A 25,046-nucleotide genomic window follows, 5' to 3' on the forward strand; every position below is an offset into this window, starting at 1 on the left:
TCCATTATTGGGTCGCTAACGTTCAACTGAATGAACTTAATAACGCCACTTAACTGTATAAATTTACAGTATAGATTAGCGCTAAATACGCCAAGCTGCAAATACCAAATAATTATCCACTTTTTTGCTCAAATCATTACAATGCGCAGCTTCACTCTTAAACATGATAAACAGATGAAACTCGGCCAACGCTTAACACATATCAATAACATGTTCCCCAAGGGTTACAGTCACATTTGGGATTGTTGTTGCGACCATGGATTGCTTGGCGCTGCGTTGCTAGATAAGCAAGCTGCTAACATGATCCATTTTGTCGATATTGTGCCTGCACTAATGCAACAGTTAACCACTAAACTTGAGCGGTTTTATCCGCAACAAACATCTCGTCAATGGCAGGTACATTGTAGTGACGTATCAGCGATACCACTGGAGCAACACCCGCAAACACCTTTGGTGATTATTGCGGGTGTTGGCGGAGATTTGATGATCGAGTTGGTTAATTCGCTTTGCCAACAACATTCTGCACGCAATATCGACTTTATCTTGTGTCCTGTTCATCACCAATATGAACTACGCCAACAACTTATTAAACTTGATTGTGATTTAATTGACGAAAAACTGATTGAAGAAAACCGTCGTTTTTATGAAATTTTGTATGTCCGATATGGTGGTCAGAAACCCCATAAAAACACTAATGAGTTAAATAATAACGACACTAATAACAACATGGATGAGCGCAACACCCGACCAACTATGAGCAATGACAATAGAATTAGCCCTGTTGGCGATAAAATATGGCATTCAAACGATCCACACCAACAAGATTTAGCCATACGTTATTTGCATAAAACGCTAGAACATTACAGCAAGATAAACAAATTCAATCCGAATGCAGCGTCACAGGCGCTTGAGTATTATCGCCAAATAAGCATAAAACTGAGGAGCTAGATCGGACTACCTTACGAGTTTGCTTCGTGGTGATAAAATCCAGAGCCATTATCAATGCATCATTTGCTAGTCATTACACTGACTTTTTAGACTTGGTTTGGATAGAATCTCGCCGCAAAGCGACTAAGCTCTTAATTCGCGCATAAAAAAACCAGCATAAAATATGCTGGTTTTTATTGGCAAACAATCAGGCTAACTTATGGATGACACTCGTTGTGCATTTCTAAGTTAGTACCGATGTCTTTTGAGCGATTGGCTTTGGCATCGTCATTACGTAATTGAGTTAAATGATCCAAGTAAGCTTGGTCAACGTCATTAGTAATATAATGACCATCAAATACTGATGTTTCAAAACGTTTAATTTCAGGATTTTCCATTCTTACCGCTTCAATTAAGTCACTTAAGTCTTGGAAAATAATGCCGTCAGCACCAATGATTTTAGCAATTTCATCTGCATCACGACCATGGGCAATAAGCTCATTAGACGTTGGCATATCGATACCATATACGTTCGGGAAACGGATTTCAGGTGCTGCTGAAGCAAAATACACTTTCTTTGCGCCTGCTTCACGTGCCATTTCAATGATTTGCTCAGACGTAGTACCACGAACGATCGAATCATCAACTAACAACACGTTTTTACCTTTAAATTCGGTATTAATCGCGTTTAGCTTACGACGCACAGACTTTTTACGTTCTTGCTGACCGGGCATGATAAAGGTACGGCCGATATAACGGTTTTTAACAAACCCTTGGCGATACGGTAATTCCATACAACGTGCAATTTCTAACGCTATATCGCATGAGGTTTCTGGGATAGGGATAACAACATCAATGTCATGATCTTCCCATTGTTTCTGAATCTTTTTGCCTAACATAGCGCCCATATTTACCCGACTGGCATAAACAGAGATTTTATCGATGCTAGAATCTGGACGTGCAAAATACACGAATTCAAACATACATGGAGCATGGCTTGGATTAACAGCACATTGACGAGTAAATAACTGCCCATCAAGTGAAATATAAATCGCCTCACCAGGTGCTACATCGCGCATGACTTCAAACCCAACAGCATCCAGAGCCACACTTTCTGAGGCCACCATATATTCAGTGCCGGTTGGTGTTTCATGCTTACCAAGTACCAAAGGACGAATGCCAAACGGATCGCGAAATGCCACCATTCCTTGGCCTATGATCATTGCCACCACGGCATAAGCACCACGAATATGTGCATGCACTTTAGCTACAGCATCAAATACTTCGTCTGCACTTAAGGTTAAGCTGCGCGTTTCTTGCAACTCATCGGCAAACAGATTTAACAAAACTTCGGAGTCAGAGGTGGTGTTTACATGACGACGCTTTGTCACCAAAACATCTGCTAATTCAATCGTATTGGTCAAGTTACCATTATGGGCTAACGAAATACCAAATGGCGAATTAACATAAAACGGTTGAGCCTCTGATGCACTCGAGCTGCCAGCGGTAGGATATCGAACATGTCCAATACCGGCATTGCCTTGTAAACGCTGCATATGTTTAGGTTCAAACACGTCTTTGACTAAGCCGTTTGCTTTACGTAAACGAAACGCATTCATGTCAACAGTCACAATACCTGCTGCGTCTTGACCACGATGTTGAAGCACAGTTAGTGCATCATAAATGGTCTGATTAACTGTTGATTTTCCTACTATTCCGACGATACCGCACATGGGTAAGGTTCCTCACTGTAAAGTGTTTTAGGTTAAATTTTGGGTACAAAGCTTGAGGTGTTTTCAAGATAGTTAAAAAACCACTGAATAACCACGCCAAATTCAGGTACAAGTACAGAATCCTGCCACCATTTAGTGTCAGGGAATGCCGTAAAAGCATCCATAAAAAACAGTAATGCGCTAACAATTAACGCGCCACGAATGGCTCCAAAACACAGGCCTAAAACACGGTCTGTGCCCGATAAACCAGTTTTATCGACTAACTGGCCTAACAAATAATTAGCTAATGCCCCTAGGATCAGGGTAATGATAAAAAGAATGGCAATCGCCACACCGTTTCTGACTAACTCGTCCTGCATTTGAGTTAAATGAGCAGCAAGATCGAGATAAAACTGGCTAGCGATAAAGAAAGCGGCAAACCAAACCACAAGAGACATGGCTTCTTTGGCAAACCCACGGATCAAACTAATAATAGTTGATAATCCAATGACAATAATTATTGCGTAATCAATCCAAACCATAAAGATGGGGATCCGGTATAGGGTTCAAGACGGCGGGATTCTAACAGAGACAGAGATGTTTCTCACCTCCGATTGTACAAATTATTCTTGCGTGATTTAGAACAATCAAATTGTAAATATTTATCACGCACGTAAACTGCCGTCTAAACAGGTTATTGTTCTTGAGGATTATAGGCTACGATTTTGCCTTTTAACCCCGTTAATTTTAATATAGGTTGTTGACGAGCTTTAAGTTTTTCTTCTGACACTTCTGGGCCAACAAACACACGTGTTAATTTACCTTCAACAGGGGTTTTAGGCAGTGTATAAGCGTTAAATCCTGCTTTTCTAAGCTGAATAATCAAAGCTTTCACATTAGTTACATTATTAAAACCGCCCAACTGCAGTGTAAAACCAGCGGTAACGGGAGATTTAGTTTTACTGGCATTTTGTGTCTCAGGTTTTTTCACTGTCGAAATGGCTGAAGCGGACTGTTGAACTACTTGGCTACCCTCTTTTTTGGGTTTATCTTCGCCTAATGCCACGATATCGTTGCTAATATCTTGTGGCTCAGCAATCGTTAGTACTTGGAATTCTTCCACTGAATCGTCGGTATTGCCCGACTTGGCCCCATTTGAAGAACTCGACTGAACTGGACGTAAAGGAATTTCAGTGAATTCCTCGACCACCTGTGTTTTTTTTCCGTCGAGTAAATCAGGTAAAAAAATCACCCCTAAGGCTGCTAATACAATGGTGCCCACCAAACGATTTTGAAATTGACGATTCAAAGCTAATTCCCTTTTTCAACGAAATGACGTTAATGATGGTTTGTACAACCAACGTCTGACATAAATAATGTTTATAAAGATTTAAATCCTGCCACAGTATAAAAAGATCCAAATACAATGACCACATCATTAGCATTTACGGTAGCTTGTATTGCTTGCCATGCGCTACTGATGTCAGTAAATTCGCTGACATGTTGACGGCAATCGTCATTAGGCAGTGCTTGACACAATGCTTGTGCTGATGCGCCGCGAGGATTATTTAAACTCACCATGTTCCAATGACTAACTTGTGCGGCCAATGTGGCCAGTACCGACTTAATGTCTTTATCCTTAAGCATCCCACATAAAGCAATAATACGACGACCTTTATAGACCTGCAATTGCTGCGCTAAATATCTTGCAGCATGCGGATTATGCGCGACATCCAATAATACTAATGGTTGCTCACTCACCTGTTCTAATCGCCCTGCAAGTTGAGCTTGTTGTAAACCTTGGTTAATGTGCTGTTGGCTTATATGTGGCCAAATATGACTTAACAACGCGACAACGCTTGCAGCGTTAGCGAGCGGTAACCTTGGCACTGCTAAATCAGTATAAGACTGTTGCGCTGATTCAAAGTGCCATAATGCTGGTTGATTCTGGTCTTTATGGTAATGAAACTCATGACCAACACGATACAAAGACGTATGAGTCTGATCCGCATATTCAGTCACGCTCATGGGTAAGTCTGGTTCACCAATAATAGCGACACAATTGGGGCGGAATATCCCGGCTTTTTCTCTGCCAACCAGTTCTCGGGTATCACCTAAATATTCTTGGTGATCAAGATCGATAGAGGTCAAAATAGTGGCAGTGGAGTCAATAATATTGGTGGCATCTAATCGACCACCTAAGCCCACTTCAAGAATAATCACATCGACTTTAGCAGCTTTAAACAAATATAAGCCTGCGAGTGTCGCATATTCAAAAAAGGTTAATGAAATATCACCTCGAGCCGTTTCAATGGCACTGAATGCCTCAATAAGAGAGTCATCACTGGCATCTTGTTGATTAATCTGTACTCGTTCATTGTACTGCAATAAATGAGGTGAGCTGTAAACACCAACAGATAAGTCGGCCTGGCGTAAAATAGCGGCAAGCATTGCACAGGTAGTACCTTTGCCATTGGTACCCGCAACGGTAATCACTTTAGCTGGAGCCAAATCGATCACGTCAATACGTTTGGCTACGGCGCTAACTCGCGTTAGGCCCATATCAATTTCACTAGGATGAATTGCCAGCAAATAATCAAGCCATTGATGTAAACTTGATTGTTGATTGGGTACCGTCATTTTAGACTCGATTGACAAAATTCACTACCCTTTGACTTAGGCAAACCTTACAAGGCATTGCGACAACATAACATTCATTTTGCATCTCAATAAATACGATACAAAGCATCTTAATCGAGCATAAACAAGGGACCGAGACTTAACTTAGGTAATTGAAAGTGCTCTGGGTAAGTCACATCAACCAAATACAAGCCATTCGGTTTAGCTGTGGCTGCTGCTTGTTTGCGATTTTTTACTGCCAAGAGTTGTGTTATCCACTCAATAGGTTGATTGCCTAAACCAATTTGAAGCAGTGAACCGACAATATTACGTACCATATGATGTAAAAATGCATTAGCTTGGATATCTACCATCACATACATGCCTTGGCGAGTCACATTGACTTGATGCACGTTTCGAATGGGAGTATTAGCTTGGCAATGCAAAGCTCTAAAAGTGGTAAAGTCATGTTCGCCGACTAAAAGTTGTGCAGCTTGATGCATCAAGGTTTCATCAATAACGCCGTGATAATGACTAACACCTGCACTTAAAATGCCTGGTCGCAGTTTATGATTATAAATAACGTAGCGATAGCGTCTTGCTGTAGCACTATATCGAGCATGAAAACTATCATCGACTTCTTTTGCCCACCGTACCGCTACGCTGTCTGGTAAATTAGCATTTACACCTTGGGTCCAAGCCGTTATTGGACGCTGAACATTGGTGTCAAAATGAACCACCTGCCCTGTACCATGCACCCCCGTATCAGTCCGTCCGGCACATAATACTTTTATAGGTTCGTTAGCCACAAAACTTAAGGCTTTTTCAATCTGGGCTTGCACTGAATCGACATCGAGTTGGCGCTGCCACCCATAAAAACTACTACCATCATATTCAACACCTAACGCGACCCGCATGCCTATATCCCCTCGTAAATAATCGCGCGCAGTTTACCACAAAAAAACGGCGCATGTATCTGCGCCGTTTGCTTTTCTATGGTTAACATAAGCTTATATTTTACTTATGTAGCATCAATTGTTCCAATTAATTGACTGAGCTAATAGACCTAGTTAACTGAAGCTTTCCAGTAAACTTTTGGCCTCTAGTTTCTGTCGTTCATTGCCGTCCATTTGCACTTCTTTTAACAATGCTCTGGCACTGTCTTGATCTTCAATTTCAATATAGGCTCTAGCTAAATCGAGCTTGGCATTAACAGAGTTTTCTTCATCATCGACATCGACCATATCGGGATTGCCCATAAGCGAATTGGCTGATCCCATATCGATATTAACATCTTTATATTGATCCGTTTTATCGTCATTCTCATCGGCGTCATTTAATAGTTTGTCGATATCAATGTAACCATTTTCACGCTCAAAACGCATCAAGTCATCATCAGTGGTTTTAGATTCAACTGATTGACTTTGCTCATTTTGATCCAATGCAGCCAACGCTTCATCGACGGTTAAATTATCATCACTAAGGATATATTCGTCTTCAGAAGTAAAGTCATCATCATTGTCATCTTTTAATGACTGTGAAAATGCCGCCAGTAAATCATCATCACTCACCTCTGGTTCATCGATTTTTTGCTCTTCTGTTGCATATTGTGCAGCATTAAGTAAATCCGATTCCCAATCTAATAATTCAGGCTTAGGTTTACTTGATTTTAGGTCATTAAAAAAGCCTGAATCTTTATTGGTTTTTTGTTGATCTGTAGGCGAAGCAGTATCATCATCCATTTTTGACAGTAAAGCATCAAGGCCATCATCGGCTTCAAATGCCATAGTTTCTGGTATTTCTTCTGCATCTTGAACTACTTCAATATCATCTTTTTGAGTTAAATTGTTATCAGTAAGATATTCGTCAAATTCAGCAAATAACTCATCATCGTTAATGGGCTCATCACCCCCTAGAACCGTTTCGGGATCGGATGTTGATGGAGCTTGATCATCTTCTTGAAAACTTGCCAATAACGTATTCATATCGTCATCAAGCGAATCATCATCTGATATTGATTCTTCAGCAAATGGAGCCTCTTCTGGCTCAGCAATGATTGAATCTTGTTGTGGGACAATATCTTGAGCTGTTACTTCAGGCTCAACCACAGTCTGGTTAAGGTCTGCTAATAATGCATCAATGTCTTCATCACTGGTGTCACTGTCATCGACATCAATAGCATCGGCAGCATCTTCTGCAATTTGTGCTTGCTCAGAGTCGCTTGTTTCTGGCTCGATCTCTGGCTGGTTGAGATCCGCTAATAACGCATCTATGTCTTCGTCGCTGGTGTCACTTTCATCAATAGTATCGGCAACATCTTCATCATTTAATTCTGCAGCAATTTGTGCTTGTACTGAGTCGCGGTCAGAGTCGCTTGTTTCAGGTTCAACAACAGGCTGGTTGAGATCCGCTAATAACACATCTATGTCTTCGTCGCTGGTGTCACTTTCATCATTAGTATCGGCAACATCTTCATCATTTAATTCTGCAGCAATTTGTGCTTGTACTGAGTCGCGGTCAAAGTCGTTAGTTTCAGGTTCAACAACAGGCTGGTTGAGATCTGCTAATAACGCATCTATGTCTTCGTCGCTAGTATCATTGTCATCAATAGCATGGGCAACATCTTCATCATTTAATTCTTCAGCAATTTGTGCTTGAACTGAGTCGCGGTCAGAGTCGTTAGTTTCAGGTTCAACCACTGGCTGGTTGAGATCCGCTAATAACGCATCTATGTCTTCGTCGCTAGTATCACTTTCATCAATAGCATCTTCATCATTCAATTCAGCTTCAATTTGTGCTGCTATATCATCCTCAGTGTTTTGAAGCTCATCACTGGATGAATGATCACTTGATTTTACGAATATTGACTCAATAACAGGCTCATTTAAGTTAGCCAATAATGCATCTATATCTTCATCACTTGATTCATCATCTTTTTTGTCGTCATTGACATCATCATCTTGTAGCTCTGCAGCTATTAATGCGGCTATATCGTCATCATTGTCAACGGAATCACTCGTTACCGGCGTAAGCTCTGTGTCATCAGCATTATCATCGTTGGTCGCGGTCAAGCCCACAAGAACATCATCTATGTCTTCATCATATCCTGCTGGCATATCAAACTCGGCTAACAATGAGTCAACATCATCATCCACATTTGAGTTATCAACTTTAACAGCCTCGTCAGCTGTAGCGGGTTCATCGACAACAGTACCAGCTGATTCTGCCGGCATATCGAATTCGGCAAGCAAAGAGTCAATATCATCTTCTGAGCTTGAGCTATCAGCTTTAATGGGTTCATCGACAACAGTATCAGTTGAGTCTGCTGGCATATCTAATTCAGCGAGCAATGAGTCAATATCATCTTCTGCGCTTGAGCTATCGGCTTTAACGGGTTCATCGACAACAGTATCAGTTGAGTCCGCTGGCATATCGAATTCAGCGAGCAATGAGTCAATATCATCTTCTGCGCTTGAGCTATCGGCTTTAACGGGTTCATCAACAATAGTGTCAGCTGATTCTGCCGGCATATCGAATTCAGCGAGCAATGAGTCAATATCATCTTCTGCGCTTGAGCTATCGGCTTTAACGGGTTCATCAACAATAGTGTCAGCTGATTCTGCCGGCATATCGAATTCGGCGAGCAATGAGTCAATATCATCATCTGCAGAGGCATCTATTCCATCAACATCATCTTTGCTATCAACATCCAAATCTGCCAATAAACTGTCTAAATCATCTTCTGGTGCAGTAGAGCTTATGGTTGCAGCGGGTTGATCATCTAATCCATCCAATAAACTGTCTAGATCATCGTCATCCTCTAGAGGTTCAAGTTCTGAATCTTGATCATCCATGGCCTCAGCCCATAAATCATCTAGTGAAGTGCCTTCATCATCTTCGATTTCTTTTTCACTAATAAACATCTCTGATGCCATATCCATCTCGGCATCACTACTCATTTGGGCTTCAGGCTGTAAATCAACGCTATCTAAATCCAATAAATCATCAATTGACTCTTCATCATCCGAATCTAAATGAACCACAATATCTTCAGCGTCATCATCAACTGTTGAAGTAGTCGATTGTTGTTCTGGTTGAATTTCTGATTTTATTTCTGCCTGTTGAGTCTTTTTATTGCGGCGGCTGAGTAACCAGAAAATAAAGCCAAATAACATAAGCAGCGGAATTGATGCGGCGAGGATTAACAAAATGGTGTTATCCATTAAGCTGCGCCAAAAATCAGTGGGTTCTTCTACAAGAGTTTCGACGTTTTCAGCTTGATAAGCGAGGTTTTCATTTTCTAAGGTTAAACCTTCATATTTCTCACGTAATAGCTGTAAATCTTCTTCAAGTGACGAAATATTCAATGACATTTGTTCAATTTTGTTTTTCAACACTTGATTATCATTGTTGCTAACCATTAATTCATCTTGTGAGCGCGCCAGCTCATCTGTCAGCATTAACGTTTTTGCATTGGCTTTATCTAATTCGCTATTAAGCTCCTTGACCACAACATCATTAGCTTCTTTAATGACTTTGGTTTGTACCTCTACGGCAGGTGTTTTCTGAACTATTTGCAGTGGTTTGCCTGCAGTCGGTTTCTTTGGTGTGGTAATTTTAGGCAGTTGAGCTGGTTGACTAATCACTTGAGTAGGTGGCGTTGCTCTGCTAACTCTGCGGTCATCTTGCTCTGCACGACGTTTAGCAACATTATTGGGAATAGCAGCCATTACATCTGCCGAGGGAACTAATAATATCATCCCACGTTCTAATGTATTGTAATTATTACCACTAAATGCGTGTGGATTGGCATCAAATAATGCAGCCATTACTTGATAAACACTGACCTTGTCATTAGGCCTGACTTTTTGTGCAATACTCCAAAAGGTATCTTTTACTGTAGTTGGACCATATTGGCGTTTTACTTGTTGTTTTAGCTCACCATTTGGACCAGTAATCTTCAGTGTTTCTGCCTGTGCAGACTCAACAAGTTGTACACTTGTTAAACCAACAGTAGTGCAGGCAATCAAACCCAAAATATATGAAGTACGCAAAGTCATCAATCCTTCCCTTTTAGCGCTATTGAGTTACCAGCTTGGCAACAGGCTTTAGGCAATTTTTATCGTTAGTATTAAGTCGTTAATTATATCTAATCACATCCATCTTGAGCCCATTTTACAGGCAATGACAATATTATTGATGTTAAAAATGATATGTTTACGACTATAAACTAGATTCACCTGACCTGCTACTATTGGGGTCTGTAAAACGAAAAAAGCCTGCTCAATGCAGGCTTTTTAAACTAAATCGCGTTATTGATTAATATCATTACCCATTTAAAAAATGTAATTAATAATAATCTCTAATCAAAATTTCTGCGATTTGAACACTGTTTAATGCTGCACCTTTACGGATGTTATCGGCAGTAACCCATAAATTTATACCGTGAGAATGCGAAATATCTTTACGAACACGGCCAACATAGACAGGGTCGTTACCCGCAGCATCGGTCACAACTGTTGGATATTCGTCGTCACTTTCAAATAACACCACACCTGGTGCATCACGTAAAACAGCTTTAACATCTTCAGCATCAACAGGTTGACGAGTTTCAATATGTATTGCTTCTGAGTGGCCATAAAACACAGGTACACGTACAGCCGTTGGATTAACAACTATTTCATCATCGCCAAATATCTTTTGGGTTTCCCACACCATTTTCATTTCTTCTTTGGTGTAGCCATTTTCCATAAACATATCAATTTGCGGCAACACATTAAATGCAATTTGTTTTGGGTAAACTGATGGCTCTGAAGGTAAACCTTGCAATAATTTTGCACATTGGCCCGCTAGCTCTTCAATGGCTTTTTTCCCCGTACCAGATACAGATTGATACGTCGCCACGTTAATACGTGAAATGCCATAAGCGTCATAAATAGGCTTTAACGCAACCAACATTTGGATAGTAGAACAATTAGGGTTAGCAATAATATTGCGATTACGGAAATCAGCAATCGCTTCTGGGTTAACTTCAGGTATCACCAAAGGCACGTCTACGTCATATCTAAAATGTGACGTATTATCGATAACAACACAACCGGCTTCACCCGCAATTGGAGCCCATTTGGCAGACACGTCACCACCAGCAGAGAAGAAACCAATTTGCGCTTGAGTCCAATCAAATGTTTCTACGTCAAGAATTTCAACTTGTTTACCATGAAAACTGACCGTTTCGCCAGCACTGCGACTGCTCGCTAATGGAAACAACTTCGCAACCGGGAAATTACGCTGCTCGAGGATCTCAATCATAGTTTGACCCACTGCGCCCGATGCACCTAAAACGACTACATTAAATTCCTGAGACATAATTAACGCTCGACTCCGATTATCCAGTTTGGACAATCAATTTACCTTAGATTGCTTATGCTTTACTAGGGTTAATATGCTAAAAAAGCCTGCTTTGAAGTGATTTTTTCTCAACAGGCTTAAAATACTCAATTTTACCCACAATATCGCTGCTTATTCGAATTGACTACTTTCAGAGTTAACACCCGTGGTTATGAAGTAAACCCCAAAGCCATTAGCATCGATTGGTTAATTGCACCAGCAGATAACGATGACGTAACTTGGTTTAACGCAATAGCACTATACTCACGACGGTATGTATGGTTTTTACGCATTAAATCAAATCCTGCAGCGGTTGCAAAACAACCTCTGAAGCTTAAATTATCATCGCGCAAGTCGTAGACTAAACGTGATAATTTCAGTAATTGTCTTTCGTTTAAATCACCTTGACTGGAAATGTGACTAAATTGGAATCTCGGTAACAAGCTCTCCAACGATTTTGCTACTGGTAAATCAAGTAATTCACACCACTTTTGATACAGCATAAACGTGCCACGGGCTTTGCCTTCTAGGCTATAACCAGCAATGTGCGGTGTCGCAAATTCTGCTAACGCCACTAACGCTGCCATGGGATTAGGTTCACCTTCCCATACATCAAGTACTAACTTTACATCATCACGTTGTTGCTTAAACTTTATTAACGCTCGATTATCAATAACCTCGCCACGACAACAATTTAATAACCATGTATTAGGCTTTAATTGATTGAGTCGCGTTTCATCAAACAAATACCACGTTTTATGCTGCCCCTGTTTCGTAATTGGTACATGTAAACTGATAATATCTGCTTGTTCGATGATAGTGTCGAGTGACACAAACTCACGAGGATCACCTTGCAATGCTTTAATTGGATCACATAACAATACTTTTAGACCGTAAGCTTGCAAACACTTAGCTGCTGCAGTACCCGTATTACCGGCGCCCACTATGCCCACAACTTTACCGGCTAATGATTCACCAAATCGTTGAGCTAACTCCAACATCGCAATAAAGGCATATTCACCTACAGCGGTAGCATTACACCCAGGGGCATTAGTGAAATAAATATTGCGCGTTGCCAGATAATCAACATCAACATGATCGGTACCAATCGTCGCACTACCGACAAACTTAAGCTTCTCTGCATTCTCAATTAACGCTGCATTCACTTTAGTCACCGAACGCACCAGCAACACATCAGCATCATTGACTTGTTCTGGGCTCAAAGTTCGACCATTTACATATTCAATTTGGCCTAAGTCGCCAAATAAGGCTTCAACATAAGGCATATTTTCATCAGCAATTATTTTCATTTTGAGATCTAGTTCTCTGTAAGTTAACGGCATTACATCACTTTTTCATGGCCATTATCTTATACCAAATGCCCTCACCTCGTCATTGCCAAGATGTTTATTAAGGATCCAGTTTTTGATTAACTTCTATGCCTATATGCTAGAGTGAACAGCATCTTAGCTCCTAATCTGCACGGTTTTTCAGTAAGTGCAGCGTTCGCTAACTATCACCTCTTATTTTTTGCTATCTATTTTATAGAATTCAATCGCGAAACATTCTCGACTCTATACAATAAAATCCAAGATTTTTGCACAAAAGACAACAAAAAAGCCAGCTTGTTTCCAAGGCTGGCTTTAATCAATTAGCGGCAACAGCCACTCATACTATTTTATACTGAACATATCTGTTTAAGCTTTATACTTACGCATCACTAATGTTGCGTTAGTGCCACCAAAGCCAAAACTGTTACTCATAACGGTATTCAATTCAGCTTTACGCATTTCGCGAACTACTGGCATGCCAGTAGCTTTCTCATCAAGGTTATCGATGTTAATGCTTGGTGCAATAAAGCTATCTTCCATCATGATTAAGCTGTAAATAGCCTCATGAACACCTGCGGCGCCTAAAGCATGACCTGTAAGTGATTTAGTAGATGCAATTGGAGGCATATTATCACTGAAGACTTCACGTAATGCTTCAAGTTCACGCATGTCACCTACTGGTGTAGAAGTACCATGAGTATTAATGTAATCAACTGGTGTATCAACATCCGCTAATGCCATTTGCATACAACGAACAGCACCTTCGCCTGATGGCGCAACCATGTCATAGCCATCAGATGATGCACCATAACCAATAATTTCAGCATAAATCTTGGCGCCACGAGCAAGTGCGTGCTCTAATTCTTCAACAACAACAATCCCGCCGCCGCCAGAGATAACAAAACCATCACGGTCAGCATCATAAGTACGAGACGCTTTTTCAGGAGTATCATTGTACTTAGTTGATAATGCACCCATGGCATCAAAGCCCATGGTTAATGTCCAATCAACTTCTTCAGCACCACCAGCAAATACCATATCTTGCTTACCCATTTGGATAAGTTCAACGGCATGGCCAATACAATGCGCTGAGGTGGCACAAGCTGAACTGATTGAATAGCTCGTCCCTTTAATTTTAAACGGTGTCGCTAAGCAAGCACTTGCAGTACTAGACATAATGCGAGGCACAATATAAGGTCCTACGCGCTTAACACCTTTTTCACGAAGTGTATCTGCAGCTTGCACTTGGTTTTTAGATGACGCGCCACCCGTACCAGCAATCAGTCCGACACGAAAATTAGAATATTGTTCTTCTGTTAAATTAGCATCTGTAATCGCTTCCTGCATAGCAATGTAAGCATATGCGGCAGCATCACCCATAAAGCGAAGTGCTTTACGATCGATATGATCAGCTGGGTTAATTTTAATATCGCCCCAAACTCTACTGCGTAATTGCATTTCTTCAAACTGCTCTGAGTGAGTAATACCGCTACGACCTGCTTTCAGTGACTCAGTCACTTCTTGCTTGTTATTACCGATACTTGAAACTACACCCATTCCGGTGATCACGACTCTTTTCATTTTTTTGCTATCCATTTGGTACATGTCAGTACTTAATTGCGGCAATCATAGCTTCTTTAAAGCAATTAAGTGGTCAGCTTTCCATAAACACAGGTAAAATAATGCCAAGTTATCGGCCCTGAGTAAAACATTTTGAATAAAACCACTTTATTATCTGTCTCTCCCAATTTACAAGAAATGCATAGTTGTTCATTACTGGGCACCGACACTCATCAAAATAGCCTATATTCCCAACTTGTTAAACAGTATATCGACATTGTATTGCAAAGCGGTGACGGTCATGAGACTGCCACAGATAATCAACGTCATTTACTCATGCTAGGCCAATTAGGTTTCGGCGATGGCCATGAAATCATCCTATTATGTGCTGCCTTAAGAGCTATAAATAGCCATGCTTCTCTAGCTAAACAACAAACCCGAGTTCACATCAGTATATTTGAACAAACGCCTATAAACCGAAAGCAACTTGAACAAAAATGGCAACAGCAAGGACTCCTTCATTCAGATCACCCTTTAATTGATTTGACCCAAGCATTACTCAATTGCGAAATAGCGGCTATCAAAGGTTGCCAACGATTAAGTCTACACCACAACGAATTAGTCATTGACCTATATCAAGGCTCGCCTTTAGAGCAAACTAAAACGATTGCCACACCGAAGAATAACAGAATAGCACATTGGTTTGCCCTACCTTATACGAGCCAAGTGACTCATTCGGATCATTATTTTAATCAGTATTTATTGTGGCAATATGGGCGTATCAGTCTTGATAATGCGACATTTTTTACCGCTACCCTTGATAATAACGGTATTCCCTCTGCAATCAAAAAGCAATTGGATTTTTGTGGGTTTTCACAAACAATTCCGGCCACATCAACGGATAATATTGCTATTGCAGAACGTGAAGCTCTCAGACAACAAACACGCCAACAGTTTGCCTACAATCCAATTCCTGCAATCCAGTGTAATGACGATGGTCCCATTGCCATTATAGGCGGGGGAATAGCTTCAGCAAGTCTGGCTTTATCATTAGCTGAGCGGGGAAAGTCGGTAATCATTTATTGTAAAGATGAACAATTAGGACAAGGTGCATCAGGTAACAAACAAGGTGCAATTTACCCTTTACTCACGCCTGAAAACAATTCACTCAGTCAGTTTTTTCAACAAGCTTTTCTCTATAGCCGGCGTCGCATTCAAGCATTAGTTGATGATGGTTATCATATTGGACATGATTGGTGTGGTGTATTACACACGGGCTTTGATCAACGTAGCCAAACAAGATTAGATAAAATTATTCATGGGCAAACGTGGCCAAGTGAGATTGCTTTTAGTGTCAATCCAAAACAAGCTACACGACTTGCTAACGTCGATATCGATAAATCAGGTTTTTATTACCCCTTGGGTGGTTGGGCTTGCCCGTTTGAATTCGCACAGGCGAGTATTGCCAAAGCACAAACATTAACCAAAGTGAGGGTAATTTATAATAGCGACATTAGCTCACTTAAATCACATTCATCTGGCTGGCAACTGTTTAGTGGCGAAAATAACAACTCCATAGCAACACATAGTCAGGTTGTTATTGCCTCAGGATCGCAACTTACTCGCTACCACCAAACAAAAAAACTGCAAATTACAGCTTTTAGGGGGCAAGTCAGTCATGTTCCCTCACAAGGTGAACTCGCACAGCTTAATACGGTTATCTGTGCCAATGGTTATCTGACACCACAACGAGATCAGTTACATTGTGTCGGTGCAAGTTACGTAAAAGATCCTAAGCATCTAGAATTTTGCTTACAAGAACAGCATGAAAATAGCCTAAAGATGCAGCAAAGCTTTCCTAACGCTAACTGGCCTAACGATATTGATGTTTCAAATAATGATGCCAGAGTTGGCGAAAGAATGGTGAGTCGAGATCATTTCCCCGTTATGGGATGTGTACCTGATGTTAAAGAGATATTTGCGCGTTATGCCGTACAGCAAAAATCTAAAGATAAACCCAGCCTATGGCAACGATACTGGCAAACTACAGCAGCACCGATTTATGAAGGGTTGTATGTATTAGGTGGATTAGGCTCGCGAGGATTAAGTTCAGGTCCACTCATTGCCGAATGCCTAGCGGCAAATCTATGCGGTGAATTGTCGCCATTAAGTTTAGATTTACAAGCACAGCTTAACCCAAACAGAATGTGGCTGCGTAAACTGCTTAAAGGCAAATCGTTGATGTGAACCACAGATAAAAGCTAGCTTTTTATTTCCAAAAGCAAAAAGTTACATCGCTATAAGCACTCATCAAAAGAGGGATTGAAATAGCAATGTACAAAAAGAAGGAAAATAATGATTACCTATAAACGCGGAGCGATGGTCAAGTGTTATTGTCCTTGCTTGAGCAATTTGTTATACGCAATTATCACCTCAACATGAATGCTCTGCACTTTAACGATAACTTTATAAAGAGTATTCATAAATAATGCTTTCCATACATTAGAAAACCGCACTTCGATAACTTTATGCATAAAATATGCAACTGATAAAACAATTGATATTGTTAGAATATAAATAAATATTTTATTTTCTTCTGTGGCATATCTTGAAATGAACATATATCCAAAGTGAGCATGAATTAAATAGACTGGATATGTTAATGCACCAAGTGTTTTTGAAAATGGAAGCGTTAATAATTGAGCCTTTTTTGTATTTTGAAAAATAAAAAAAGCAAAGAAACTAATAATAATTAAGCCTACAATATATTCTGAAAAATTCACTCCCATCAACTCTGATTTTGATGCTGCTATATCTATTGAGTACAATAAACATAAAACAAAAGATATCATGGTTGATAGTATATTTTTCAACGACTTATTTAATTGTAACATTGCAAATAAAGCCCCTGCTGAAAAATAGGAGAAATACCCTCCTAGATACGGAAGATAATCATAACCAGTGATATAAGCAGCAAGCATTGCGACAGGCCATAACATAAATAACAGATTTAATTTTTTTTGCAAACCTATCATCAGTATAAAGAAAACGAGAAAGTAAAACTTTATTTCATATACTAAAGTCCAGTACACTCCGTCAACATGATCAATATCTAAGTAATTTTGTAATAATGTAAAATTAACAACTATTTGGCTCGGATATACTGACATTAAATCGCCACCCCAAAAAAATGCAAATAAGGAGGTGAAAATAACGGCAAACCAATATGAAGGATAAAGTCGCGTCGCTCTAGAAACGGCAAACTGAGCAGGTGTTCTATTTCTAGCAGAATGAAATATTACAAAACCACTAATCATAAAAAACAATTCAACGCCAAGGTAGCCATATTTAGTGAAATCAATAATCGAATCAACATGGTTTATTGAATCAATTTTTCCATTGGCCATACCATTAAAAGTATAGTGAAATAAAATAACAATTATGGCCGCGAAAAAACGCCCATAATCTAACAATTCTAATCTTCTCATCTGAAATATACTCTAATGATAGCTTTAGCGTATAACGCCCGCAGCTAGGGAATTACAAGATAGTCCCTGTGTATTTCTAAATAATAGATATACATGGTGCTATTAGATTTAATCTATTTCGCTAAAAATAACTAAATTCAACACCTTGCATGATATCAATCTATTACACGATTTAATCAAAAAAATGCCTTCACTCATTAAAAATAATTTCAAGAAAGCCTTAGCACTCTAATGATGACTGCGGTGTTACTGCTCGATGATAATCAACTATCACTCAAACCAAAATATCACTGAAACGGGTACATACCGCTGGTAACCTCATATTATAACGGGATCCACCAGCGCCACCCGATATGTCATCCCTGTAAAGCTTAAGCCTAGATCTTGGCTTAAGCTTTACTACCAAATGTGAAGTATGGTTTCTCAACAATTAACACTCGGAATAACGGTATAGAGAAAAAACAAAGCTAATGACTACCTATACTCTTCCAGCAAACCAGCGAGTTCTTTCTTAAAGCCACTACCCAATTTTGGATCGCGCAAACCGTATTCAACAAAGGCTTTCATGTAGCCTAGCTTGTCGCCACAATCGTGTGACTTACCAGTCATATTAAAAGCTTCGACAGTGTCAGACTCTATCAACATATCAATAGCATCGGTTAACTGAATTTCATCCCCTGCACCAGGTAACGTTCTCGCAAGTAAATCCCAAATTTTTTCAGACAATACATAACGGCCGACAACGGCTAAGTTAGACGGTGCTTGTCCAATTTCAGGCTTTTCAACCATATTAAATATTTTAGTCGAATCACCAGGATTAATCGTTTCACCACCGCAATCGGCAATACCATATTTATTGACTTGATCATCAGGTACTGGCGCAACCATAATTTGACTCGCTTTAGATTCGCGATATCGAATTAACATCGAAGCTAAATTTTCGGTGCGTTGATCTGCAGAATACGAATCTAAAATCACATCTGGAAGCACTACTGCAAATGGGTTATCACCAATACATGGCTTAGCACATAAAATAGCATGCCCAAGACCTTTAGCTTCTCCTTGGCGTACATGCATAATAGTGACATTTTTAGGACAAATAGCCTGCACTTCATGCAATAACTGACGCTTAACACGTTTCTCAAGTGTCGACTCTAACTCGTAAGATTTATCAAAGTGGTTTTCAATAGCATTTTTACTGGCATGAGTCACCAAAACGATTTCTTTAATCCCTGCACTAACACATTCGTCGACAATGTATTGAATCAATGGTTTATCCACCAAAGGCAACATTTCTTTTGGGATTGCTTTTGTGGCAGGCAACATACGCGTACCCAAACCGGCAACAGGAATAACAACTTTCATAAATATCCTTATTTAGCTAACGCTAAAACTAAAGTGACAAAATTAAAAAACTAAAATGGATTAAGCGCAGACTTCGTTTGCGCAGTGTCAGCAGGTAAATAACGTACTAACCAACATAAGGTTAAAATGGTTAAAAATAATAAAGTATTAGAGGGGGACTGCAGATGAAAGTCGACAGAAATATGCAACAACATGTGCACTATTGCCATTGCACAACCAAATGCGACGCCCTTGTAAAGTTTATTGTGACGTAAATACATAGTTCGACAAGCTAACCAAAATGAATAAAGTACCCATAAACCTAATATCAATGTCATTACCAGACCATACTCAAGGACAAACTGTATATATTCGTTATGAGCATGGTCGTAAAAACCAGAATAAAACTGTGGTTGGTATTGCGGGAATACAGTATAAAAACTTCCACCACCAGTACCAGTAAACAGATGTTCTTGAATAATAGGAAGGCTATCAATAACTACTTCATCTCGAGTTTCTGAGGCAAAAGAGGTGTCATTGAGGCGCTGCTTAACTTTCTCAACGCCAAAAATAGAACCCACAATCAATAAATCCAGAATAAAAATACTCACAACTAAAGGCTTAAACAAGGTTGCAGGACGACGATAAATAAACATCGACAACAGCGATACGGCGCCCAGAGAGGTAAAAAAACCGGCATTTCCCATACGCGACCGACTTAAGATTAAGCCAATAATCATGATCACTATTGCTAAACGTAAAATGAGTTTTCGACTGAATAATGTCGATAACAAATCAATTAACATCCCACGTAAATCGAACTCTTTTTTGGTTGTTTTTAATTCTGATAATAGCCAGCCAAAGGCAATAGAAAGACATAATGCTAGATAATTAGCAAAATGATTTTGATACACAAACGATCCACGGGCCCTATCACCATCGTGATAACCAAAAATAGGTGATACTTCAAGCTGCAACAAATTGAGTAAAGTGCCATAAAAAGCCTGTAAACAACCAGAAATAATGATGGCAATCAACAACCAACGTAATGCTTTAGCTTGCTGGCAATATTGACTCACTAATAAAATAAACAGGGCATAACAAAAGGTCTTAAGTAATTGCTGTGCCGTCTGATATGGGTCAACAGTATCAATTAGCGGTATCCAATTAAGTAATTGCATACATAAGTAGACCTGCATTAATACTATGGGTAACAACAGCTTTTTTTGCCACTCGTGACGAAGTAATAACGCATCATGTTTAAAACAATATGCTACATGAGCAATAGCTAATGTAATAATAACAAATTCTAAAATCGCCAATGCCCAAATTCGATTACTACCTAATGGAATAGGCACCCAAATAATAACTGCACATAATGCTAGCAACATAGAACGATTAAATAACCCAAAAGTCATCGTCGTATGGGTAATTTTATTATCCATTAGCGGCACATATCCAGTTTAATCCATTTATTAACGTCACCACTAACGGGCGTTGCATAAGCAAAATAAGTACAGATCACAGGGGTTAATTTATACTTCAAAGCCAGCGTTTTAAGATCGATAAACATTTCCCAATTAGCACTAGCTGCAATATAAGCGCTACTAAATACTTTTTGCTTTTGGGCCATGGTTAAACTAGGCCAATAAGCAAAACCAATTGCTAAAGTTTGATGTAACACTTCTGGAGCATATGGACCATAATGCAAGGCTTGCTCTAAATACGGCCAAGCTTGCACAATATCTTTCTGGATAAAAGCTAAATTGTACGCATAATCGCTGTAAGCATTTGGCCAGCTAGGTCGCAGAGTAATTGCATCCAAATACAGTTGATTAAACACTATAATATTCGGTTCTGCTTGTTGCGAAAACACCCCCCACTCCATTACTTTGGCTAGCGTTAACAAATAATGAGGGTTTTTGTCGTCAACACTAAAAGCATAATCAGCAGCCAATAATGCATTAGCATATTGTAACGATGTAGGTTTTGTACCTTGTTGCCATTGGTCAATATAAAAACGCGACTTAAAATGATATGCATTGGCTAAGCCCTTTTGCATCAACATGGGCAGTAAGCTTAACAATGCAAATATCATTAATGCGTAAACCATCATGCGAGGAGACAACTTTACCCATGTCATTAATCACCGCACTCCGCAAATAGTGCATTAGAAATATTATCTGGCACCAACGTCGTTAACGCATATGCATATTCTTGGCTAGTCAACTCTGTCACTATATTACTGGCTTGCATCAACTTTGGAGGACGGCGGTTTAATGAATGACAATCAGAAGCCATAATGGAATAAAGCTTTTGTTTAATAAAAAATTCACTCAATTTTTGTGGGCCTGGCCCCATGTCGCCAATTAATGACGCTGCGGTTAACTGAAATAAACAACCAGATCGAACAAAAGGGTTTATCCGTTCAGGGTGAGATTGTAATTCTCGGTTACGTTCAGGATGAGCAATCATAGGTAATACATTCCTTTCCAATAACCAACTAATCAACTTGTCTGTACCAGGAGGGATGTGACTACTAGGCAGCTCTAACAGCAACACATCTTTTTGCTGATAACGGCCTAGAAAAGGCAATTGTTGTTGTTCAATAAACAGCATGATTTCTGGCGTAATTCTTACCTCTGCGGCAGTGCGTATTTGCACATCTAAACTGGTTAATGCCAACGCCTCACATAACACGTCATAAGCCTTATTAATTGACTGCAAATTGTTGTTAAAAATGCCCAAATGAATATGAGGTGTGGCGACCATACGTGATACCCCTTGCTCAACAGCGAGCGCCACTAGACCAATGGCTTCATCAATAGATTTTGCCCCATCATCAAGATTGGGTAAGATATGGCAATGTAAATCAATCATGCCTTATTCTTCGCCTTACTCTTTTTGGTGGCAGAGTCTTTAATTGTAGAATCTGCGCCATAAGCTTGGTAGTAACCATAATCTCCTTGATATTGCAGTGCATCTTTAACATTGAATTGGTTTAACACTACGCCAAACACTTTAGCTCGAGCCTGATTTAACTTAGCTAATGTCAACTTAATCGCTTCGCTACGAGTATGTCCTGCTTTCACCACTAGCACTGTGGCATCGCATAATGAAGCTATAATTAATGCATCACTTACAGCATGTACAGGTGGTGTATCAATAATAATTTTACTGTATTGGGTTTTAAGCATTGTGAGTAATTCATCAAACTGACTAGAAGACAATAATTCTTGCGGATTTAACGGTACGGCACCTGCGGGCATAACATCCACATTAGGTCTTACTTCTTTTACAATACAATTATCCACACTGTCTGTACCCGATAATATATTAGCAAGACCGGTCTGGTACGTTGGTAAACCAAAGCGCATCCCTAAGCTAGACTTACGTAAATCAGCATCAATAATTAATACTTTTTCCATAGTGGCATAGGCAAATGCTATATTCATTGATGTCGAGGTTTTCCCTTCATTAGGAGTGGATGATGTCACCTCAATGGTCGATAACTTATTACCCATGGCCATCAATGACAAAGAAGTCCTAATGGTACGAATAGCCTCCGCATGCAGAGGTAAACTCGTATCATAAAAAGCAAAATTAATGTCTTCATAACTGGTGCCTTTTTTGGCTTTAGGCACGTAACCTAACGACCTTTGTGACAATATTTTTTCAACATCATCACTAGTCTTAATCGTGTCATTTAACGAATCCAAAGCTAAAACTAATACAATAGCAAAACCTAAACTTGCCATAAATGCTAAAATAACAATCATTTTTTTCTTTGGTTTTTCAGGTGATAACGGTTCAACGGCACGGTCAGTAAATCGTGCAACTGGTGAATCAAAATCCCCTGTGACTGCGGTTTCTTTTTGACGAGCTAAAAAGCTGTCAAATAACTGCCTGTTGGTGTCAACTTCACGCAATAAACGCTGATAGTCGATATCCTTGGTACTCAAGTTTTGATACGCAGTTTTAGCTGAATTGAATTGCGATTCTAGGGCTTTTAAATTTTGAGCTGCAGTTTGCGCTTCATCTTCAATCCCTTGGACTAACCGGCTTATCTGCTTATGTAAATTTTGCTGTACGGTATTAAGCTCAGCTTGCGCAGCAATCATTTTAGGGTGCTTTTGACCATAAACTTGTTGTAATTCAGATACTTTTCGTTCAACTAACACCACTTCGCGTTTTACATTCTGTATTGACTGATGTGACGTCACTTCAGGTAAGCTTTCTAGACGACTAATGTCAGTGTCGCCATAACGTTTGACCACTGCCATAAAGCTGTCGGCTTCGGCTTTACGCGATCTTGCCACAGTAATCTCATCACTTAAACGCTCTAACTCTTTGGCATCTAATGCCGTAACCCCTTCTACGTCTATCAAACCATTTTCAAGCTTAAATTGTTCTAATCTATATTCAGACTGGTCCAAATTTAAGCGTAAGCCTTCTAAACGCCCCCCTAACCAAACATTAGCCTTCTGGGTCATTCCAAGCTTAGCTTCTAACTGACTTATAATGTAGGTATCACCCACAGCATTAGCGACTTGTGCTGCAAGCTTTGGGTCTGTACTTTCGTAACTAATATACGCCAGCTGCGTTTTACGCACAGGGGAAATACTGATACTTCGAGCGAAACTGTTTATTAATTGATGTTTGGCAATGTCTCGATTTACTATGCTATCACCCGTGGCAACTTCTTTAGGAATAAAGTTTAGCTGAGATTTAAGCTTAGAAAACCAACTTGGTGGCCGGTTAAAAGCCGGGTGATTAATTAAATCAAGATCATTAAATACCCGTTCAGCAATACTACGAGATTTAATAATTTCAAACTGAGTTAAGTAGTATTCTTGTTGACCAGAATTAATCCCATAGACTTCATCAATTTTAATAGCCTTAGCCTGCTCCGACTCAATCAATAATGTCGATGAAGCCCTATAAGTTGGCGTAATACTTAACACCACAAATATGGTTAACGCTGTAACTAACAATGTGAAAGCTAAAATTCTCCACTTAAAACGTAATATTGGTAAAAGCAGTTTTTTAACATTAATAAGCTGGTCCATTTGCATTGTTGCTGGGCTAATAACATTGTCTGAGGAAGCTCTTTGTCGTCTTTCTTGGAAGATCATTAAAAAAATCTCTGTTCAATAGTGATGGTATCGCCGGCTTGAATGGCACTATTAATGGTGCCCTGTTCAGACTCTACTTTGCTACCCTCACGAGAAATTGAAATTTTTTCTTGTGAGGCCCGTTCGGTTAATCCACCAGCTAAGGCAATAGCTTGGTTTACAGTCATTCCAGGCTGGTATGGATAACCACCAGGTTTTTTAACTTCACCATGAATATAAAATGGCCGATATTCAACCATGCCTACAAACACACTAGGCTCAATAAAATAATCGCCTTTTAAACCATCATAAACCAACTTTTCTACCTGTTTAATAGTTAAACCATTCAATTCTAGTGCCCCCAAAAAAGGGTAGTTTATGGTGCCGCTATTGGTAATTTTAGTTTCGAGTGTTAATGCGTCTTCACCATACACTTTAATGATAATAGTATCGCCAGCCCCTAATTGGTAACTTTGAGTTTGAGCGCTGGCAAGCGTAGGCTGTATAAGCAGCAATAAAAACATAACAGAAAAAAATAAATGAGATAAATGCTTCATGGGATCC

General features: G+C 39.6%; 18 protein-coding genes. 2 read left to right on the forward strand and 16 right to left on the reverse strand.

The window, feature by feature from the left end:
- Positions 1-174: 174 nt before the first annotated feature.
- Positions 175-948, forward strand: a complete 774-nt coding sequence (locus tag ABIS04_RS12085; RefSeq protein WP_350431220.1) for a tRNA (adenine(22)-N(1))-methyltransferase TrmK — start codon at positions 175-177, stop codon at positions 946-948.
- 197 nt (positions 949-1,145) lie between these two features.
- Here ABIS04_RS12085 and purF read toward each other — a convergent pair whose 3' ends face one another.
- The 9 genes from purF to fabB all read right to left on the reverse strand — a co-directional run bounded on the left by purF (position 1,146) and on the right by fabB (position 14,557).
- Positions 1,146-2,660, reverse strand: coding sequence for an amidophosphoribosyltransferase (purF, locus tag ABIS04_RS12090; protein ID WP_137226684.1), 1,515 nt, complete (start codon positions 2,658-2,660; stop codon positions 1,146-1,148).
- A 32-nt stretch (positions 2,661-2,692) separates the two neighbouring features.
- The gene (locus ABIS04_RS12095; protein WP_137226683.1) at positions 2,693-3,181 is read right to left on the reverse strand and encodes a CvpA family protein; all 489 of its coding nucleotides are present in this window, start codon (positions 3,179-3,181) and stop codon (positions 2,693-2,695) included.
- A gap of 152 nt (positions 3,182-3,333) precedes the next feature.
- Positions 3,334-3,948: an SPOR domain-containing protein gene (locus tag ABIS04_RS12100; protein WP_137226682.1), complete on the reverse strand. Its 615-nt coding sequence runs from the start codon at positions 3,946-3,948 to the stop codon at positions 3,334-3,336.
- A 71-nt stretch (positions 3,949-4,019) separates the two neighbouring features.
- Positions 4,020-5,279, reverse strand: coding sequence for a bifunctional tetrahydrofolate synthase/dihydrofolate synthase (gene folC / locus ABIS04_RS12105; RefSeq protein ID WP_167496017.1), 1,260 nt, complete (start codon positions 5,277-5,279; stop codon positions 4,020-4,022).
- A gap of 110 nt (positions 5,280-5,389) precedes the next feature.
- The gene (truA, locus tag ABIS04_RS12110; RefSeq protein ID WP_140234533.1) at positions 5,390-6,175 is read right to left on the reverse strand and encodes a tRNA pseudouridine(38-40) synthase TruA; all 786 of its coding nucleotides are present in this window, start codon (positions 6,173-6,175) and stop codon (positions 5,390-5,392) included.
- Positions 6,176-6,328: 153 nt separating this feature from the next.
- A complete protein-coding gene (locus ABIS04_RS12115; protein WP_350431221.1) occupies positions 6,329-10,318 on the reverse strand; it encodes a FimV/HubP family polar landmark protein in 3,990 nt (1,329 codons plus the stop codon).
- 289 nt (positions 10,319-10,607) lie between these two features.
- Complete coding sequence (locus tag ABIS04_RS12120; RefSeq protein ID WP_137226678.1) at positions 10,608-11,624, reverse strand: aspartate-semialdehyde dehydrogenase; 1,017 nt, start codon at positions 11,622-11,624, stop codon at positions 10,608-10,610.
- A gap of 191 nt (positions 11,625-11,815) precedes the next feature.
- Positions 11,816-12,955: a 4-phosphoerythronate dehydrogenase gene (locus tag ABIS04_RS12125; protein WP_371833639.1), complete on the reverse strand. Its 1,140-nt coding sequence runs from the start codon at positions 12,953-12,955 to the stop codon at positions 11,816-11,818.
- Positions 12,956-13,342: 387 nt separating this feature from the next.
- Positions 13,343-14,557: a beta-ketoacyl-ACP synthase I gene (gene fabB, locus ABIS04_RS12130; RefSeq protein ID WP_167496098.1), complete on the reverse strand. Its 1,215-nt coding sequence runs from the start codon at positions 14,555-14,557 to the stop codon at positions 13,343-13,345.
- A gap of 132 nt (positions 14,558-14,689) precedes the next feature.
- On the opposite strand from fabB, the gene mnmC reads away from it, so the two are divergent.
- On the forward strand, positions 14,690-16,783 hold the full coding sequence (gene mnmC, locus ABIS04_RS12135; RefSeq protein WP_350431223.1) for an FAD-dependent 5-carboxymethylaminomethyl-2-thiouridine(34) oxidoreductase MnmC: 2,094 nt from the start codon (positions 14,690-14,692) through the stop codon (positions 16,781-16,783).
- Between the two features lie 143 nt (positions 16,784-16,926).
- Here the strand turns inward: mnmC and ABIS04_RS12140 are convergent, their stop codons facing one another.
- The 7 genes from ABIS04_RS12140 to ABIS04_RS12170 all read right to left on the reverse strand — a co-directional run bounded on the left by ABIS04_RS12140 (position 16,927) and on the right by ABIS04_RS12170 (position 25,039).
- Positions 16,927-18,024 (reverse strand): acyltransferase, encoded by a 1,098-nt coding sequence (locus ABIS04_RS12140; protein WP_140234535.1) that lies wholly within the window; start codon positions 18,022-18,024, stop codon positions 16,927-16,929.
- Between the two features lie 474 nt (positions 18,025-18,498).
- Complete coding sequence (galU, locus tag ABIS04_RS12145) at positions 18,499-19,389, reverse strand: UTP--glucose-1-phosphate uridylyltransferase GalU (RefSeq protein ID WP_140234536.1); 891 nt, start codon at positions 19,387-19,389, stop codon at positions 18,499-18,501.
- Positions 19,390-19,439: 50 nt separating this feature from the next.
- Entirely contained in the window at positions 19,440-20,813 is a 1,374-nt protein-coding gene (locus tag ABIS04_RS12150; RefSeq protein ID WP_350431224.1) for an O-antigen ligase family protein, read from the reverse strand.
- Complete coding sequence (locus ABIS04_RS12155; protein WP_140234538.1) at positions 20,813-21,511, reverse strand: hypothetical protein; 699 nt, start codon at positions 21,509-21,511, stop codon at positions 20,813-20,815. The genes ABIS04_RS12150 and ABIS04_RS12155 overlap by 1 nt, the downstream gene beginning before the upstream one ends.
- Positions 21,511-22,248, reverse strand: a complete 738-nt coding sequence (locus ABIS04_RS12160) for a tyrosine-protein phosphatase (protein WP_140234539.1) — start codon at positions 22,246-22,248, stop codon at positions 21,511-21,513. The genes ABIS04_RS12155 and ABIS04_RS12160 overlap by 1 nt, the downstream gene beginning before the upstream one ends.
- Positions 22,245-24,503 (reverse strand): polysaccharide biosynthesis tyrosine autokinase, encoded by a 2,259-nt coding sequence (locus ABIS04_RS12165; protein ID WP_350431225.1) that lies wholly within the window; start codon positions 24,501-24,503, stop codon positions 22,245-22,247. Before ABIS04_RS12165 ends, ABIS04_RS12160 begins: the two co-directional genes overlap by 4 nt.
- A complete protein-coding gene (locus ABIS04_RS12170) occupies positions 24,503-25,039 on the reverse strand; it encodes a polysaccharide biosynthesis/export family protein (protein ID WP_140234541.1) in 537 nt (178 codons plus the stop codon). The genes ABIS04_RS12165 and ABIS04_RS12170 overlap by 1 nt, the downstream gene beginning before the upstream one ends.
- Between the last annotated feature and the right edge of the window lie 7 nt (positions 25,040-25,046).

It is taken from the genome of Shewanella sp. H8 (assembly GCF_040285065.1).
Classification (GTDB): Bacteria; Pseudomonadota; Gammaproteobacteria; order Enterobacterales; family Shewanellaceae; genus Shewanella; species Shewanella polaris.